This window comes from Pantoea sp. Mb-10, assembly GCF_021272205.1.
Taxonomy (GTDB): Bacteria; Pseudomonadota; Gammaproteobacteria; order Enterobacterales; family Enterobacteriaceae; genus Pantoea.
Map to the genome: position 1 here is coordinate 281,928 of NZ_JAJSDX010000006.1, position 17,581 is coordinate 299,508.

The following is a 17,581-nucleotide window of genomic DNA, read 5'->3' on the forward strand; positions in this document are numbered from 1 at the left end:
TAATAAATACAACCACTCTATCAAGAAGGCCAGCTAAGCGTTTTAAAACACCCTTAACTTCCTGAAACAGAAAATATCTGGGTATAATCGAGAGTGAGACGCACGTGGTCTCATGAACCTTGAAGGGCAAGCACGGCAGGGATGGTTCTTCAATCAATATGGAGAGGAGCCTATGGCTTAATCTTTTTGTAGAAGGAGAATTAAAAATGTTCAAATGGATATTTGATAAAACCCTTGTTGCACAAGGGATGGCTGCACAAAACACTTCTGGACGTATTTCCACGATTGACATTCAACAAGGCCCTGGCCTTTTGAAGCGTCATCAAAGAAGTTTGGATTCGAAATTACGCCAGAACCTATAGAAATCAACGGGGGGCAGGTCACTGGAGGTTCAAAGCCTAAATTGTGTATCATTTTACTATGACCGCCTTTAAAGAAGATACGCTACCAAGAGCATCCCTCTTCTCTATACAGCGTTTACTGAAGACACGATTCCGCACTGGCGCTGCCCTGCATGCTACAATGAAGCACTTGAAATTGTACCCGGCAGTTTTTTCAAGGAAGAGAAAAATGAGACCAAGCTTAGCAGATACAAGGAAGCGGTTAGGTAGCGCAATATATCAGTCAGTAACTGGCTGCGCCGGGCGTACGGCGCCGTCTGACCACTGTACTCTGCTCTGACATCATCTGGCGCCTCCATGCCTCCATGCCTCCATGCCTCCATGCCTCCATGTCTCCATGCCTCCATGCCTCCATGCCTCCATGCCGCCATGCCGCCATGCCGCCATGTAGATTAATGGCCTAGAAATCAACACAGCTACAATCCGCAGTGAAATGAATAGTGGAATGTTCATAGTTAGAGTTGATAAGTATACAGCAAAAGAGGCATTCCCTAACCAAAGATTTCCATAAAAAAATACTATATAGGTGAAGTCATTTGATAACCCTGTTTTTATATCTCCGTTAAAAAAATTAAAACACTGCGATATGTTTTAGTCGAAAAATAAACTAATTATCAATCCCAAGCTTATGCTTTATTTTTATTATGTAGTTGTTTAAATCGATGGAACTTTTGCATTTAAGCTTAAGCATTATATTTTTCCTGTGGTGACATACTGTTTTTGGCAGAATTCTAAAATGTGAAGCAATGTCATTTATTTTTTTATCCATTAATAAATGCTGTAGTATCTCCATCTCTTTGTCCGTAAGGCAAATTAATTTACCCGGTTTTGTTTTTAACTCCTCTTTTGTGTTTTCGCCATTGGTGAGCTTGGTTATAATCTTCAAGGCTAATTCGCAAGTTTTTGTTTTTTTGTTCAAAATAGTTGCTTGCGGGATTTTCTTTCTTACATAATTAACAAGAGCTTCATCTTCTATGGTTGTTAGTATAATCATGCATTTTGAGCGGAGTGTTTTTCTCAAAGCCATGATATTCTCAAAAGAGCATGGTCTTTTGCGGTTGAATATTAATAACTCACTAACAATAACATCAGAATGGTAGATCTTTTCAAAGGCGCTCTCTAAATGGTTATATTGTACCATGTTGACTTCAACATATTTACTTTTGAAGTAGCATCTAATCCCCTCAGACACCCAAACGTTGTTATCTAAGACAGTTATTTTAAACATTTTTTCATACCCTGCTTAATAGTTAAGTTTTTTTATTTTTGAATTGACATCTTTCCTGAATGTGCAACGTAAATTCAAGATAGATATTATTATTTATATTTGCTTAGGAGTGTTCTGTATAAGCATGCCTACACAAGCTGTTTCTTTACCTTTCAAATTTTTATTCTTTTGGTTTTACATTCCATGGTCGGCATTAGAATGTATTCAGGGTGGAGAGTTTGTGGATATTATTTTAAGGATGAATATTTTAATTTTTCCTTAGCACCCTTATCATTGCTATGTTTTTTGCTAGGATTTGTTTTTTTAATTATATAACTTTAAGACCACTAGATTACCTTAATGGTCGCGTGTAATAAAAATATCCGCTAGTTTTATCGCGATAAGTAAGTTTTGAGATGTATCTATTGCTTCAAAAAATATTTTCATGTAGCCTATTACTGTTCATCCTAAATATTAATAATTTCGATTTGACTAGTGCCAGGTGGAAAGCCTGCAAGAAAAGAGAAAGCATTTTAAGTGTTTTTGACCTCTGCGAAATGTTTTAAAATGGCTCTTAAAAAACTTAATTTAGAAGATCTTTCAGAATTTCATTCCTTGCCATATATTTATCGATCAACCCCGCATAACTATTACGAGAGTGGCCAACAATATCAAAAAAAAAGCTATAATTCCTCGTTATATCAAGATTAACATTCTTAATTCCGTATATTTTGTTGAAACCATTACACGATATGTGGGATCAAAATAAAATCAGATATTGTCGGTCAATGCTGTAAGTAATGTCTTAGTCTGATTCATTATTAAACGTTGCCAAAAAAGCGTCATTGAAAGCCTCAAGCAGACCTTCTGCTATTGAAATGTTATGGAGTAAAAATTGTTCTTCTTCTTCCATCTCTGCGAGTTCCTCCAATTTTGAACACTGATCACTTAGTTTTTCAACACCTATTACACGTAATGTACCTGCCATACGGTGAAACAAACGGTATGCCGATGATAGCTCTTTTGCCATAACGGCCTTACGTGCAGCCTGGAGGTCATTCCGGGTTTCATAAATGACAGTTTGAATAAATTGTTTACCTTCTTTAGGACTGTCAGGAATATAGGACGCCAAGGTCGCTGAATCTAGCCAGCAACTCAGGTCGCTCTCCTGTTCAGAGCTAAATTCATAAGTATTAATGGCTTCTGATAGGCTAGAGAGTTTTACCGGTCTGAAAAGACACTGGTTCATGCCTGCGGCCAGACATCGCACTCGTTCGGTCTCCTGCGCGTTGGCAGTAATACCAATGATAACCACATTTTGATCTTCCTTTCTAATAAGACGAGTCATTTCTAAACCGTCTAGCTCTGGCATGCTGCAGTCAGTAATGATAATTTCAGGACGTTTCGCTCGCCAAATTTGCATTCCTTCTACACCATCAGAGGCTGTGAAAGGTTGATGGCCAAGCAATGTAAGCTGACGTGAGATCAATAGAAGGTTTGCAGGATGATCATCTACTATTAGTATGTTACGGGAGTAATTTAAGGTAGGTAGCGACGAATCAATACATTCAGACTGCAAGTAAGCTCGGCTCTGTACAGGTATACATAGTGTAAAAGTGCTACCATGAGTCAGCTTACTTTCAAGAATGAGGGTTCCTTCCATAAGCGAAGCAATTTCCCGACAAATGGCAAGCCCTAGTCCACTACCGCCCGCAGTCTGGTCTACTGCCTGCTCAAAGCGTTCAAATAAACGTGCTTGATCTTGCTCAGATATACCGCAGCCAGTGTCTTTTACTATAACTTGAAGTTTATCTTCATTAAGAATGACTTGCACGTGAACCCTGCCCTGCTCTGTAAATTTTACGGCATTACTTATAAGGTTCGCTATTACCTGCCGAAGACGATTATCGTCAGTATAAATTTCATAGCCATCAGGCATGTCAAGATGCAGTATAATATTTTTCTGACGTGCCAAACTGCTAAATGCCTGAACGACAGGCCGCACCAGTGCTTCTAGAGAACTCCAGCGAGGGTGCAAAACCATCTTTCCGGATTCAATACGCACTATGTCAAGCACGTCACCTATTAATGACATGAGAGTTAAGGCTGACTCATGAGCCACCCGTATAAGCTCAGTGTCGGCCCGTTTTTCCTGCACCTGCAGTTCCAGCAATCCAATAACAGCACTGAGTGGTGTACGTATTTCATGACTCATCATTGCGAGAAAATGACTTTTAGCCCGGTTAGCATGCTCAGCATCGCATTGGGACTGCTGTAGGGCAGATTGCATATTGAGGTATTCTGTGACGTCCTGCCACCCTGCAATATAGCCTAGTTCACCTCCACCATCTTCCCCAAAACTTGTTATCCAGTGACGTATGTTTTGATGCATGCCGCTACACGGCTCAATCATAAATTCAGCCTCCTGTGGGATGCCGTTAACTGGCGGGTTCTGCATGCAGTTCCTCCACACCTCATGAAGAGGATGGCGGATATCGTATAACGACAAATTCAGATGCTCTGCAGCTTCTCCGCTAAAGCAGCTCTTAAAAGCAACATTACTGTGAATAATTTCGCCATCTGAGCGAGCAACATATACCGGACGCGGGGGACCATTAATCAATCTGTCACGAAACATAATTTCCTGGCGAAGCTGAGTTTTAGCGCCTTGCGTACGTCTAACCTGTTGGCGCAGCATTACAGCCCAAATTACTGTAACGATTATGAGTACCAACGCCCCAGCCACACCTGCATAAAACTCTTGACGATAAATTTTCCATGTATCGTAACGAACGCCCGGTGTAGATTGCCAATGTGCCAGAACATCAGTAATGATTCTTGGTGGTAAGGACGCTATGGTTTTATTTAGTATGCTACGTAGCTCCGGGTCAGCGTGCCGTACACCAAAAACTATAGCTGCATCTGCAACCGGTAGGCCTTGATGAAGATGTAGCTGTCCCCGGTATAAGCCCTGCATAATGTAGCGTGCATTTATAAGGGTGGTGAAAGTAGCGTCGGCCTTACCTTGTGCCACCTGCTGTATAGCGAGGGCCGGATTGCCTAACCTAAGAATCTGAGCCTGGGGCCATATAGAGGTGAACCAGGAAGACATATTATGGCCGGGAGTTAGAATGGCCCGATCTACATTACCCTTAAACGCACTACGGGTAACCATTACCATTGGGGTAAACATAAAAGGAGATGTGAGTAAAAGATCCTTGCTGCGCTCTTGGCTCCAGATCAGCGGCGCTGTCATCATTGCTTCACCCCGGTCAAGAGCTTGAGTAAGGTTACGGCTGTCGCTGATATCGATATAGCGAAAATGTAGCCCCGTCCGTAGGCCAATTAGCGATAATAGTTCTGGGCCAATGCCTGCAAGGCCTCCGTCAGGATTTCTAACAAAAAAAGGAGGATTGAATGCCGATGATACTACAGAAATCTCAGGATGAGCCTCAAGCCAGGCTTTTTCTTCTGGAGATAGGTTTATAGGCGTATCAATAAAGCGCGGCAAATCATTAGCCTGCCAGCGCGACGCTAATTTCTCTCCGACCGCACTGCTGCGAAGATTTGAAATGGCAGCATGCATGGCGTCGCTGAAAAGTAGGTTATGTGCCCCGGTAACTAATTGATAAGGTGTCATAGGAGCCGCTGAAATATCTGAGACCTCGAGCGTATTAATATAATTGCGTTCAATAAGATACCAAGCCTCTACTGCAGGTAAGGTAACAGCTTCAACAGTACCTTGATCCAATTGAGCCAAGCGTCGAGCGGGAATTTCCTCTTGTGTAAATTTAGCTTTCGACACAGGTTTGGCTGCGGTACGGCGAGTTATTACTACTGGATTGGCTTTTTCTATGGTAATAAGATCTTCTGCTTTATAGCGAACCGGTACTGTATCACCTGCAGGGCTGAAAACCAGGTCTACTATTTCTGCATCCAGAGCAGCAAAGGCTTCGTCAGCACGATTATAGTGCACCACTTTGAGCGTTAAACCCAAGCTATGAGACGCCGTCGAGATAAAGTCTGCCATAAAGCCAGAAAGAAGACCTGAAGGAGAGATTCTGACTAATGGTGGGCGAGCAGGACCATAAAGAGCTAACGTCATCTCTCTTTTATGGCCGAGCCAACGCCATTGTGCATCGCTTAGGGACGGCGAAGACACTTCAGGCGAAGTCAACGGGGAGTAACTGAGTGATGTAGGAGCGGCCCAGAGCAGGTCTGGTAAGAGCAACACCCAAAGAAATAGAAGGTACTTAAGCATCATGAAATATTACTACGGCGAATAAACTCAAGCATTTCCATCTGGTTCTTCAGACCAAGTTTCTCCATCAGTCGGGATTTGTATGTACTAACAGTCTTGTTACTTATTTTCAGCTGCGTTGCAATATCAATGATTTCCTTTCCTCGACCTATCAAACGTAATACTTCAAATTCTCGCTTAGATAGCTGACTTAAAAGATTTGAATCGGTTTCACCAATATGGTCATGATAGAGCTCATACATTTTGAACGGGAAGTATCCATAACCGCTAAAAACCACATTAATTGCTTGTGTCAAATCAGTTAAGTTATTCTGCTTACTTATGAAACCGTTTGCGCCTGCCTTTTTACTTAGGCGAATATAAACGTCAGGATTTTTCCCACTCATAACTATAATTGGAATAGTGATATCTGAAGAACGCAAGTTTGCAATGGCTTCGATACCATCAATGCCGGGTAAATCTATATCCATGATCAATCCGTCAGGGCAGTGCTGGTTTACAAGCGAAGCAATGCCATCGCCCACCTCAGCTTCAGCAATGACAATATGTCCTTCTTTTTCCAACAGTAATCGGATGGCAAGGCGTGCTAAGGAATGATCATCAACAACGATAAAATTGGCCATATCTATTATACCCTGGTTAATAAAAATAAGGAATATTCTTAATCTGGATCATGCAAGATTATTTTTTTATGCATTATTCGTTCTGAGAGTTTACCTTGAAAACTTCAACCATAAATATCTATTAAAATCAATTACTTGCTTTCTTTGTTCATAATCCCACATAAAAGAAGAATGTGATTGATGTTAAGGGTATTTTCAATTTAGCCGTAAACCGAAAAGATACGCAATATCAAAAGTACAAAATCCATCTATGAAGTTAATGTAATAAGACTCTATAAAGAAGTAACTAATGTCAATTATAGCAGGGTTTTTAATTAGGGCGTAAGCACTATTCTTAAATACCAAATTCAGAATGACCTGAAATTCGATACGCGCTGAGCAGATTCTTTTTATTTACTAATTAAAACAATAATATAGTTACATTCTAATCTGTGGTTGCTTTAATACAATAAGATTTTTCCTACATCCCTACAGGATACTGTCTGATAGGAAGAACTTTTTTTTTACTATTAAATAAATTTGTTTTCAGGCAATTGGAAATGATTGAAATCTGAAACAACGTCCGTCAAATGACAAGTACACGTGTTTTTTTGAAAAAAGGAATGGGAAATAATGAAGTTTAAAAAATCACTTTTAGCAATGTTAGCAGTGCTTGCTGTAAATTCATCAGCAACGCATGCAGCGACCACAGTTAATGGCGGCACTGTACATTTCAAAGGTGAAGTAGTTAATGCCGCTTGTGCAGTTGACGCAGGCTCAATTGATCAAACCGTTCAGCTTGGACAGGTTCGTACAGCAAAACTTGGAGCTAGTGGTGATACGGGCACTGCTGTTGGATTTAATATCAAATTGAATGATTGTGACACTACCGTTTCTACTAAAGCTTCTGTAGCTTTCACTGGTGTTGCAATTGATGGATCAAATCCGACTGTACTGGCATTACAAAACTCGAGTGCAGGTAATGCAACCAACGTAGGTGTTCAGATTCTAGATAAAACAGGAACCCCTCTTGAACTGGACGGAACATCTTTCAGTGCTGAAAGTACTCTTAACGACGGTACAAATATTATTCCTTTCCAGGCTCGTTATTATGCGATTGGTGCCTCGACGGCTGGTACAGCTAATGCTGATGCCACATTCAAGGTTCAGTATCAATAAAGGCAGAAGAAAAATTAATGATGGGCAAGGACGCCCATTTTCAATCGGAGCAAGTATATGAAAAAAATACCTTTGGGGATTTTTATACTTTTCATATCTTCGTCAGCGTTAGCTGGTAATAAATGGAATGTGACTTTACCTGGTGGTTTGATGCGCTTTCAAGGCGAGGTTATTGCTGAAGCGTGCGACGTTGAGACTGGGAATCGGCAAATGATTGTCAACATGGGAAGTGTAAGTAGTAATCGCTTTAAATATTTAGGGGATACTGCAAATCCTGTGGCATTTGAAATCAGACTGCAAAACTGCAAACCTGAAGTCAGAAACAAAGTATCGGTGTCATTTTGGGCAGCTGCAGATGGTAAAAGCCCTAATGTAATTTCAAATGGTGAAGGAGAGTCCTTTGCGCAAGGTATCGGAATAGGCATCTTTGATGATGAAAACAAAATCATACCTATAAACACATTTGAAAGAAATTGGAAAAAAATAAATAAAGGAATAACTACCTTTAACTTTACAGCAAAGTATATTGCCACGAGTAAGGTTGTATCAGGCGGGATTGTAAATTCACAGGCTTGGTTTGCATTGACTTACCTATAATTTTATTATCATGAAAGGTGTTATTGTGATTAAAAAAACATACTTTTACCGTATAGGTAAGATAGTGATGTTATTTATTTTTTCCTTGATGTGCTCTAATGTAAGTTATGCAGGCGTTGCATTAGGTGCTACACGTGTTATTTATCCCGCTGGGCAAAAACAAGTTCAGTTGCCTGTGACAAATAACGACCACGAAAGCACTTACTTAATACAGTCATGGGTCGAGGATGCGAATGGTAAAAAAGAAGGTGCTTTTATTGTAACCCCCCCTCTCTTTACAATGAAAGGTAAAAAGGAAAATACCTTACGCATTATAGATGTAACAAATGGTCAGCTAGCTAAGGATCGCGAAAGCCTATTTTGGTTAAATGTTAAGGCTATCCCAGCTGTCGACAAGGATTTATTGAAAAGTAACAATCTGCAGATCGCGATTGTGAGTAAGATAAAATTAATTTATAGGCCTAGTGATTTGGATTTGCCACCAGAGGAGGCACCAAGCAAAGTAAGGTTCAAAAGAGTAGGTAATTTGTTAACTATAATGAACCCTACTCCATATTATTTAACTTTAACAGAAATTAATGCAGGGACTCGTGTGCTGGAAAATGCTTTAGTACCTCCTATGGGTAAAATACAGATGACAATTCCTGCTGATTCGGGTTCACAGATCACTTATAAAGCTATCAATGATTATGGGGCACTGACACAAAAAATAGTCGGAAAGACAGAGTAAAGCCTAAAACTGCAATGTCTGATTTTTTGTGTTGGAGAGAATATGTTGCAATCAAACAACTCACTATTAAATATTTATTTTAAAAATATCCAATGTGCAAATAAGAGTTACTCGCTGGCACCTGTCGCACTAGCAGTATGTCTAGCCTTTTATTCTGAATATGCCGCAGCAGATATTTATTTCAACCCGCGATTTCTTTCTGATAATCCAGAGGCGGTGGCTGATCTGTCAGCTTTTGAAAAAGGTCAAGAATTACCGGCAGGTAGCTATCGGGTAGACGTATATTTAAATGATGGCTTTATATCTACGCGTGATATTACCTTCGAAGGTGGCAAAGATGGTCTTGTGCCATGCTTTACGGTAAAAGAATTAAGCAAGATGGGTGTCAATACGGTTGCACTTAAAAAAGAAAAATCAGCACCCACTGGAAGATGCATGTCTCTGCAAACTTTAGTGCAAAGTGCTACAAGTAAGTTTGATGTTGGGCAACAAAAATTATACATAACTATTCCACAAGCTCTGATGAAAAACAGCGCGCGAGGATATATATCTCCAGAATATTGGGATGATGGTATTAACAGTGGGTTGTTAAATTATAATTTTACAGCCAATGACATTTCTAATAAAAATGGCAAAGACTCCAGTTATGCATATCTTAATTTACAAAGTGGTGTGAATTTTGGTGCATGGCGATTTAGGGATAATTCCATTTGGAGTCATACCAGTACTTCTACATCTGAAAGTAAAAATAATAAGTGGCAACATGTTAATAGCTGGCTCGAAAGAGATATAACATCTTTTAAATCGAGGGTGATATTAGGTGACAGCTATACAAGTAATGATGTATTCGATGGATTGAATTATAGAGGTGTGCAGCTTCGCTCTGAAGATTCCATGTTACCAGATAGTCAGCGTGGTTTTGCACCTGTCGTTCGCGGAATTGCAAAAGGTACAGCAAAAGTTTCTATAAAACAGAATGGCTATGAAATATACCAGACTACTGTACCGCCAGGACCTTTTGTAATCGATGATCTAAACGCATCTGGTAATAGTGGAGATCTTCAGGTAACAATAAAAGAAGCAGATGGAAGTAGTCAGGTATTTAGCCTGCCTTGGTCAACTGTTCCTGTTTTACAACGAGAAGGTTATTCTAAGTATGCCCTTACAGCAGGGGAGTATAGAAGTGGTTCTAGCAATCAGGAGAATCCAAAATTCTTCCAGGCTACACTGTTACATGGATTAAAAAAAGGATGGACTGTCTTTGGTGGCGGCCAGTTTGCTGATAGATATACCGCATTTAACTTAGGCGTAGGAAAGAACTTAGGCGTATATGGTGCTGTTTCTGCTGATGTAACACAAGCCAAGTCTACCTTGGCTGATAGTAGTTCTCATGAAGGTCAGTCTATGCGCTTCCTTTATAATAAATCTCTGAATCAGACGGGGACTAGTTTTCAGTTAGTAGGTTATCGCTACTCAACGCAGGGCTATTACACGTTGGCAGACACAGCCTACCAAAAAATGAATGGCTATAAAGTAGAAACTCAGGATGGGCCTGTTTTTATCGAGCCTAATTTTAGAGATTATTACAACTTAGCCTACAATAAAAAAGGAAGGTTGCAAATAAGTCTGGCCCAGCAATTAGGGCGTACATCTACCTTATACTTTAGCGGTAGTCACCAAACATATTGGTACACAGGTAAAAGTGATAAGCAGCTTCAGGTTGGGTTTAACTCTGCTGCTGGCGACGTTAACTGGAGCTTAAACTATAGTCTTGCTCAAAATGCTTGGCAAAATGAAAAAGATCATCTTTTTTCTTTTAATATAAGCGTTCCATTTAGTCATTGGCTGCGCTCCGATACTAAATCAGTTTGGCGAAATGCAAATGCCAGCTTCAATAGTAATAATGATTTTAAAGGGCGGGTTACAAATCTTGCAGGGTTGTATGGAACATTACTGGATGACCAAAACCTGAGTTACAATGTTCAGACCGGAAACACAAGCGGTAAACAAAGTGATGCTACAGGATATGCATCTGTTAATTACCGTGGGCCTTATGCTAACGCTAATGCTGGATATAGCACTAATAGTTATTCTAAGCAGTTTTACTATGGTATTAACGGTGGAATGGTTGTTCATGGTGATGGTGTTACCTTTAGCCAGCCTATCAATGAAACATCTATATTGGTCAAAGCGCCAGGAGCCAGCAACGTTAAAGTGGAAAATCAGTCTGGTATTAAAACAGATTGGCGGGGTTATGCGGTTATTCCTTATGCAACAGCTTATCGAGAAAATCGTGTAGCTTTAGATACAAATTCTCTTGCAGATAACCTTGATTTTGATGATGCCGTCTCAAGTTTAGTTCCTACTCATGGTGCCATTGCTCGAGCAAGTTTTAAACCAAGGGTAGGAGTAAAATTGTTAGCTAAATTAGAGCGAAACGGGATTCCTCTGCCATTTGGCGCAACAGCAACTTCTGATAGTAATGGAGGGGCAAGTATTGTTTCTGATAATGGACAAGTTTACATGAGTGGTATGCCACAATCAGGAACAATCAAAGTTAAATGGGGAAATGATTCTAAATCGAGCTGTGTTGCTAAATATAATTTACCCAAAGATAGCTTAACTAAGTCTTTAGTTAATATAACAGCCGAATGCATATAGGAATGGTAATGAATAAAATTTTTCTTTCTCTAACGTGCATGCTGATAGTTCTGTCAAAGTATAGTTTTGCTGCTGATAGTACTATTAGGATTACCGGGAATGTAAAGGATAATGCCTGTGCTGTAGCTGCTGAGTCAAAAGATTTTACTGTAGATCTTTTCGATAATGCATCTAAACAATTTCATACCATTGGCGCCACAACACCTAAAGTCCCATTTAATATCGTTCTCTCTCCTTGCGGTAGCTTAGCTACCGCAGTAAAAGTAGGTTACACAGGGGTGGCTGATAGCGATAATAATAGTTTGTTGCAGCTTGATGCCGGTCAGGATTCTGCAACTGGTTTGGGTATTCAGATCCTTAATGGAGATGGAACAGCAATACCCTTAAACGCATCGTCAGGCTCTTTAAGCTGGATAAATCTTGTAGGCGGTCAGAAAAATGTAATTAATTTTTATGGTCGTCTTATGGCTACTCGTATTCCTGTGGCGCCGGGGCATGTCAGAGCAACTGCAATATTCACCCTCGAATTCCAATGAGAGGAACTAAAATGCTTTTAACTTGTAAAAAATCGGCTTTATCTTTAATAATTTGTCTCATTTCTTTTTGTGCTTTTTCAGCAGATGTCACGGTTACCGTTAATGGCAAGGTGGTAGCAAAGCCCTGTACCATTGTCACATCTGATATGAATATAAATATAGGTGATCTTTTTACCTTTAATCTGGTTTCTCCTGGTTCGTCATCAGAGTGGCATGATTTCAATCTGAAACTGTCAAACTGCCCCGTAGGAACATCACGAGTGAAGGCAACGTTTAGTGGCTCAGCTGATTCTTCTGGCTATTATCGTAACTCAGGAACTGCAGGCAATATTCAAATTCAACTTCAAGACGATGCCGGTATGAATTTGACAAACGGAAGTTCTAAAGAAGTAACTGTTAAAGACTCGGATAAATCTGCCGATTTGCCATTAAAAGTTAGGGCCTTGACTGTTCAGGGTAATGCAACTCAGGGGACTATACAGGGCATTATTGATGTTGTTTACACTTATGCCTGAGGTGGGATGATAAAAAATGAAAAAAACCATATTAGCTTTTGTTTCGTTCGCTCTAATAGCTTTTTCTGCAAATGGATGGGCTTTTACATGCACAGATATCACTGGAAACGTCTTGAGTATTGCGCAGGGTTCAACCTCGGCTAATGCTTATGTAAATCTACAACCTTCACTTGGTGCTAACCAAAACTTAGTTGTGAACTTAGCCAATTCAATATCATGCCGCAACGATTTTCCTAATAGCAGGAATGATTTAGTCAGCATGGTTGTTGGCTCTACGTACGGTGGCGCATTATCAAATTTCACTGGTTCCTTAAGCTATTTTAATAGTTCATATAATTTTCCACTGACCTCTGCGACCAAATCTGTTAACTATAGATCTGGTGCTTATCAGCCATGGAACACTGTGTTATATCTTACCCCGGTTTCAACGGCGGCTGGAGTTGTTATCAGAAGAGGTGAAAAGTTTGCGACAATAGTGATGTACCAGGTAGGATCTGATATCGTGGGTGGTGGTAATATTTCTACTGCGCGTTTCACATGGAATCTGTATGCTAATAACGATGTTATAATTCCCACAGGGGGTTGTGACGTTTCATCAAGAAATGTAAGCATATCATTACCTGATTTTCCCGGTTCGAAACCAGTTCCATTAACTGTCAGGTGTGCTAAGGCTCAAAACCTCGGGTTTTATCTGTCTGGTTCAACTGAAGATCAAAACAGAACTATTTTTTCTAATACAGCATCTGGCAATAAGGCAAAAGGCGTCGGTATCCAGTTACTGAGAAATGGAAGCGCTGTTCCCGCTAACACGAATATTCTCCTTGGTAGTGTTGGCACTTCACCCGTAAGCTTGGGATTAACTGCAACTTATGGGCAGACCACTGGTCAGGTTACTGCCGGCAATGTTCAGTCTGTTATTGGGGTTACTTTTATTTATCCCTAATATCTATTTTCAAATCTATCCAAGGCCGTTATGATGTTATTCATATGCGGCCTTAATTATTTAATTGTTTTTTGCCATTTTTTCTTTTTTAAATATTACCCTTTAATAACTAAGCCACATGTTCGTTATTTTTGCTATGGTAACTTTCAAGACACGGAAGGTTTTGTGCTTTTACGACTATTAATGTGGGAATAGCACGTATTCGTTTTATTAGGCTGTGTGCAGTTATAGAGAAATGTCAAGTTTCAAATATATAATGCCTTGCGAAACTAAAAGGCGGCAACCTATGTTTTCTTAAACTTTCTGCCCATCTTTTCTTAAGTTTGCCTGGTGTATAGCGCTTTCCGTTTTCTGATATAACCGGCAACCCGGCGTCAGGGGGATTCACGGCCGGAGCCACAACATACGGTGTCCGATCACCACACCCCCCCCTTATCCAGGCATAACCGGATCTTTTCGGGATCCGCTCTCCCCGTCACCCGCCTGCCGTTTTATGGTATATATCCGTAAACTGGAAAATTTCCCTGCGTCGCTCAGCGGATTTTTTTTGGTGGCCCGTGCCCGCCAGACGGGGAAAATGGGCAGAACAGGAGCAGACGTCGCTGGGTGAAATCTGAGAAAGCCGCAGGGGTAAATCCCGCCAGATTTTAATATTTTTCATCACTCACCTCTCCTTTAAACTGTTCAGGCTTGCAACGATGATTAACTAAATTGTTGATTGCCTGGCGTGTGATGCCAAGGATATCGACCACGGCATTCACCTTAAGCGTACCGCCCAACGCCTGAAGCTCACGATAAATTCTTTCCAGATCTTCGCGACGACGGCGCACTTTACGCATTTCGTCGTCGTTGACGCGTGTCTTCTGCTCGAGTTGAACGGTGTAATGCAATTGCATCAGAGCACCGTCATCCAGCGTGATAGCATCCATAACCTGATTTTTGTCTTCAAATTTAGGCATCTTGACGATAATCGTATGTTATTTTTTAGGAATGGTTAAATTCAGGGTGTTTTTCAAACAATATACAGTCAAGTAAGGCACAAGACGTTGACCTGCCTCCACTCGATTCATACACCGTGATTGCAGCATGGACACAGTGATGAGTGTCCACTTTTGGCTCTTAACACACGCTCATCACCTGCAGTCACTGTCCCCCCTTCCAGGTTGACATCAAACTCAACGGTTCACAGCATCGCCCTACCCTATGATCTGCCGCACCACTGATGCCATTTGATGTGGCCTACGGTTTCTGGCGCCTGACGCAGAAAGCCATGAAACGTACGCGGGCGTGCGTATACTAATGCGGTTCGCTTGTCAGCACAGGCGATGCGTTGTATGTCATCTCACGTAACCCGATGATTCAGGACAGATATGAATACTAAATATGCCCCGTCGCAAATTTTACTTCACTGGTTGGCGTTTTTGCTGGTGGTTGTCGCGTATTGCACCATGGAGTTCCGCGATCTGGCGCCGCGCGGATCATGGCAGCGTATGACGATGGTGATTAGCCATTTCAGCGCGGGAAGCTGTGTGCTTGCCATCATGCTTTCGCGCATCATGCTGCGCGTGCGCCACCGCAGCCCCGGCATCGTGCCGAAACCGCCGCACTGGCAAACCGGTATCGCGCATTTGCTGCACCTGGCGATGTATCTGCTGTTTATTGCGCTGCCTACGCTTGGGATTTTATCGCGATTTTATCTGGGAAAGAGCTGGTGGATATTTGGTATTCCGATGCCGGTCAGCGGCAATCCCGATCCGGATTTCGCCGACACGCTGACGGACTGGCACGAAACCCTTGCGCCTTACGGATACTGGCTGATCGGCATCCATGCCGTTGCCGCGCTGGCGCACCACTATCTGTTTAAAGACAATACGCTGCTCCGCATGATGCCTGCGCGTCGTAAGCGGTAACGATGGCGATGTCACCGGGGCTGAAACGGGCCTCAGCGCCGGTGATGCTTGCTCTGCTGCTTTTATCGTCAGCTCAGACTAAAACGTCCGACTGTCAGCGACAGTTGCGCGGCCTGCTCTTCCAGGGAGTTGGCCGCTGCTGACATCTCCTGCACCAGCGAGGCGTTCTGCTGCGTCGTGCCATCCATCTCATTCACTGCAATGGTGACCTGGCTTATGCCCCGCGCTTGCTCGTCGGATGCCGTGACAATCTCGCCAATGATCGCCCGCACGGAATGCACCGCACGCGTCATCTCCTGCATGGTTTTGCCCGCGTCCTGCACTTGCTGCACGCCGCTGCCCACGCGCTGTGTCGACTCCTCAATCAGGGCGGCGATCTCTTTCACCGCGCTGGCGCTGCGCTGTGCCAGATTGCGCACTTCGCTGGCCACCACGGCAAAGCCACGACCTTGCTCACCTGCGCGCGCGGCTTCTACCGCCGCGTTCAGTGCCAGGATATTGGTCTGGAAGGCGATGCTGTTGATCATGGTGGTGATATCGCCGATTTTTTTCGCACTGTCGTCGATCTGTGCCATGGTTTGCACCACCTCACCCACCAGCGTCTCGCCGCGGCTGGCGATTTGCGTGGCGTTTTCAGTAAGCGCCGTGGCCTGATGCGCATTACTGGCGTTGTGCTTCACCGTGGCGGTGATCTGTTCCATGCTGGCTGCGGTCTGCTCCAGCGCCGCCGCCTGCTGCTCCGTGCGCGATGCCAGGTTCAAGTTGCCGCCGGCGATCTCTTCCGCGCCGAGACGCACCGAGGCGCTGGCCTGCTGAATTTGCCCTACAATCTCTCGCAGTTGGTTCTGCATGGTGTGCAGCGCATAGAACAGGCTGCTGGTATCGTGCGCGCCGATCGAAATGGTGTTGTCCAGCTTGCCATCGGCCACCGCCAGTGCAATGGTCGCGGCCTCGCGCGGTTCGCCGCCAATCGGCCGCAGCACCTTACGGTTAAACACCCAGCCCAGCAGACCGCTGACCACCAAAATGCTCACGACCACCATGATCACTGCGTACATCAACTGCTGGCGCGCCGAAGCCATAACGTTGCTAACCGGTGCAACCACGCCGAGATACCATTTCTCGCTGCTGTTGCCGATGGTAATAGGTTGCCAGGTCACCAGCGCGTCTTCACCCAGCAGCGCATCGTGCTGCTCATAGACCGTGCTGCTATAGCTGTGCGTGTCACCCTGCCAGGCTTTGGATGTCATATTTTTATCGGGATAAGAGACTACCTTGCCTGCGCTGGAGAGCAGCATGGCATAGCCGGCACCGTCCCACGGTTTGATGCTGTTCACTTTGGCCTGTAACGAGGCTAAAGAGATATCTGACGTCACCACGCCCCACAGCTTGCCGTTACTGATAATCGGCGCGGCCACCGAGGTCAACAGGGTCGGCACCCCGTTGTAGGCGTAGCTGTAGGGTTCTATCAGCGTATCCTTGCGCGTTTTCTGCGGCACCAGGTAATAATCGCCTTGGCCTGGCGTAAGGATCGATTTGAGCGGATGCAGTGCGAATTGACCGGACTGATCGCGATCGACGAAAAAGGCGTAGCGGCCTTTCGGCGCCTGGTCCGGTTTATCAGCAAACTCGCTGTCGCGGCCGTCAAAGGCATTTTCTTCAAAAATCACGGAAATCGAGAGGTAATCAGGATTATCGCGCAGCGCTGAAATCATCAGCTTGTTGCCCACCTGACGATCGGTAATGCCCGCCTCGGGCAGGCCGATCAGGCTGTGCCCAAGATTGTGCGCTACGTCGCGCGCATGACTTAATTCTTGCTGAATTTGCAGCGCTTGAGATTGTGCAATGGTTTGCAAATAGCGAGATGCCAGCGTTTTTTGTTCGCTGCTGGATTGCCAACTCAGCATGCCAATAGTGAGGGCAAAGCCCAACGTGATGGTGATTGCGCCCGTCAGTAGCACCTGCGTGCGGGTACTCATACTTTTCTTGTTTGAAATCAGTGTGGCCATGATGGCGCCCCCGGAGTTCACACTTTCTTA

Annotated in this window: 14 protein-coding genes; 9 read left to right on the plus strand and 5 right to left on the minus strand. The window is 43.2% G+C overall.

Going from position 1 to position 17,581, the window contains the following annotated elements; all coding sequences use genetic code 11:
* Window positions 1–206 precede the first annotated feature (206 nt).
* Window positions 207–362 carry a hypothetical protein gene (locus LU196_RS14585; protein WP_232760472.1) on the plus strand — a complete coding sequence of 52 codons (156 nt, stop codon included), beginning with the start codon at window positions 207–209 and terminating at the stop codon, window positions 360–362.
* Window positions 363–1,008: 646 nt separating this feature from the next.
* On the opposite strand, the gene LU196_RS14590 is transcribed toward LU196_RS14585, so the two are convergent.
* From LU196_RS14590 to LU196_RS14600, 3 genes are all read right to left on the minus strand, one after another.
* Window positions 1,009–1,629 (minus strand): LuxR C-terminal-related transcriptional regulator, encoded by a 621-nt coding sequence (locus LU196_RS14590; protein WP_232760473.1) that lies wholly within the window; start codon window positions 1,627–1,629, stop codon window positions 1,009–1,011.
* A gap of 784 nt (window positions 1,630–2,413) precedes the next feature.
* Window positions 2,414–5,713, minus strand: coding sequence for an ATP-binding protein (locus LU196_RS14595; protein ID WP_232760475.1), 3,300 nt, complete (start codon window positions 5,711–5,713; stop codon window positions 2,414–2,416).
* Between the two features lie 155 nt (window positions 5,714–5,868).
* Window positions 5,869–6,492 (minus strand): response regulator, encoded by a 624-nt coding sequence (locus LU196_RS14600; protein ID WP_232760476.1) that lies wholly within the window; start codon window positions 6,490–6,492, stop codon window positions 5,869–5,871.
* Window positions 6,493–7,104: 612 nt separating this feature from the next.
* Between LU196_RS14600 and fimA the strand changes: the two genes are divergently transcribed.
* The 7 genes from fimA to LU196_RS14635 all read left to right on the plus strand — a co-directional run bounded on the left by fimA (window position 7,105) and on the right by LU196_RS14635 (window position 13,632).
* Window positions 7,105–7,650, plus strand: a complete 546-nt coding sequence (gene fimA, locus LU196_RS14605; protein WP_232760478.1) for a type 1 fimbrial major subunit FimA — start codon at window positions 7,105–7,107, stop codon at window positions 7,648–7,650.
* Window positions 7,651–7,707: 57 nt separating this feature from the next.
* Entirely contained in the window at window positions 7,708–8,247 is a 540-nt protein-coding gene (locus LU196_RS14610; protein WP_232760480.1) for a fimbrial protein, read from the plus strand.
* A 67-nt stretch (window positions 8,248–8,314) separates the two neighbouring features.
* Window positions 8,315–8,977, plus strand: a complete 663-nt coding sequence (locus LU196_RS14615; protein WP_232760556.1) for a fimbria/pilus periplasmic chaperone — start codon at window positions 8,315–8,317, stop codon at window positions 8,975–8,977.
* Between the two features lie 42 nt (window positions 8,978–9,019).
* Window positions 9,020–11,638: a fimbrial biogenesis usher protein gene (locus LU196_RS14620; protein ID WP_232760481.1), complete on the plus strand. Its 2,619-nt coding sequence runs from the start codon at window positions 9,020–9,022 to the stop codon at window positions 11,636–11,638.
* An 8-nt stretch (window positions 11,639–11,646) separates the two neighbouring features.
* A complete protein-coding gene (locus LU196_RS14625) occupies window positions 11,647–12,174 on the plus strand; it encodes a fimbrial protein (protein ID WP_232760483.1) in 528 nt (175 codons plus the stop codon).
* An 11-nt stretch (window positions 12,175–12,185) separates the two neighbouring features.
* Window positions 12,186–12,689 (plus strand): fimbrial protein, encoded by a 504-nt coding sequence (locus tag LU196_RS14630; protein WP_232760485.1) that lies wholly within the window; start codon window positions 12,186–12,188, stop codon window positions 12,687–12,689.
* Window positions 12,690–12,705: 16 nt separating this feature from the next.
* Window positions 12,706–13,632 (plus strand): fimbrial protein, encoded by a 927-nt coding sequence (locus tag LU196_RS14635; protein WP_232760487.1) that lies wholly within the window; start codon window positions 12,706–12,708, stop codon window positions 13,630–13,632.
* Between the two features lie 647 nt (window positions 13,633–14,279).
* Here the strand turns inward: LU196_RS14635 and LU196_RS14640 are convergent.
* A complete protein-coding gene (locus LU196_RS14640; RefSeq protein WP_232760489.1) occupies window positions 14,280–14,591 on the minus strand; it encodes a hypothetical protein in 312 nt (103 codons plus the stop codon).
* A gap of 411 nt (window positions 14,592–15,002) precedes the next feature.
* Here LU196_RS14640 and cybB point away from each other — a divergent pair, with 411 nt between their 5' ends.
* Window positions 15,003–15,542 (plus strand): cytochrome b561, encoded by a 540-nt coding sequence (cybB, locus tag LU196_RS14645; protein WP_232760490.1) that lies wholly within the window; start codon window positions 15,003–15,005, stop codon window positions 15,540–15,542.
* 68 nt (window positions 15,543–15,610) lie between these two features.
* On the opposite strand, the gene LU196_RS14650 is transcribed toward cybB, so the two are convergent.
* Window positions 15,611–17,551: a methyl-accepting chemotaxis protein gene (locus LU196_RS14650; RefSeq protein ID WP_232760492.1), complete on the minus strand. Its 1,941-nt coding sequence runs from the start codon at window positions 17,549–17,551 to the stop codon at window positions 15,611–15,613.
* Between the last annotated feature and the right edge of the window lie 30 nt (window positions 17,552–17,581).

What these genes read in the sequence shown, in the direction of transcription:
- LU196_RS14650 (WP_232760492.1), bottom strand. Translation starts at nt 17,551, where the DNA reads ATGGCCACACTGATTTCAAACAAGAAAAGTATGAGTACCCGCACGCAG.
- LU196_RS14585 (WP_232760472.1), top strand. Translation starts at nt 207, where the DNA reads ATGTTCAAATGGATATTTGATAAAACCCTTGTTGCACAAGGGATGGCT.
- LU196_RS14600 (WP_232760476.1), bottom strand. Translation starts at nt 6,492, where the DNA reads ATGGCCAATTTTATCGTTGTTGATGATCATTCCTTAGCACGCCTTGCC.
- LU196_RS14635 (WP_232760487.1), top strand. Translation starts at nt 12,706, where the DNA reads ATGAAAAAAACCATATTAGCTTTTGTTTCGTTCGCTCTAATAGCTTTT.
- LU196_RS14595 (WP_232760475.1), bottom strand. Translation starts at nt 5,713, where the DNA reads ATGACGTTAGCTCTTTATGGTCCTGCTCGCCCACCATTAGTCAGAATC.
- LU196_RS14590 (WP_232760473.1), bottom strand. Translation starts at nt 1,629, where the DNA reads ATGTTTAAAATAACTGTCTTAGATAACAACGTTTGGGTGTCTGAGGGG.
- LU196_RS14615 (WP_232760556.1), top strand. Translation starts at nt 8,315, where the DNA reads ATGTTATTTATTTTTTCCTTGATGTGCTCTAATGTAAGTTATGCAGGC.
- fimA (WP_232760478.1), top strand. Translation starts at nt 7,105, where the DNA reads ATGAAGTTTAAAAAATCACTTTTAGCAATGTTAGCAGTGCTTGCTGTA.
- LU196_RS14610 (WP_232760480.1), top strand. Translation starts at nt 7,708, where the DNA reads ATGAAAAAAATACCTTTGGGGATTTTTATACTTTTCATATCTTCGTCA.
- LU196_RS14640 (WP_232760489.1), bottom strand. Translation starts at nt 14,591, where the DNA reads ATGCCTAAATTTGAAGACAAAAATCAGGTTATGGATGCTATCACGCTG.
- cybB (WP_232760490.1), top strand. Translation starts at nt 15,003, where the DNA reads ATGAATACTAAATATGCCCCGTCGCAAATTTTACTTCACTGGTTGGCG.
- LU196_RS14630 (WP_232760485.1), top strand. Translation starts at nt 12,186, where the DNA reads ATGCTTTTAACTTGTAAAAAATCGGCTTTATCTTTAATAATTTGTCTC.
- LU196_RS14620 (WP_232760481.1), top strand. Translation starts at nt 9,020, where the DNA reads ATGTTGCAATCAAACAACTCACTATTAAATATTTATTTTAAAAATATC.
- LU196_RS14625 (WP_232760483.1), top strand. Translation starts at nt 11,647, where the DNA reads ATGAATAAAATTTTTCTTTCTCTAACGTGCATGCTGATAGTTCTGTCA.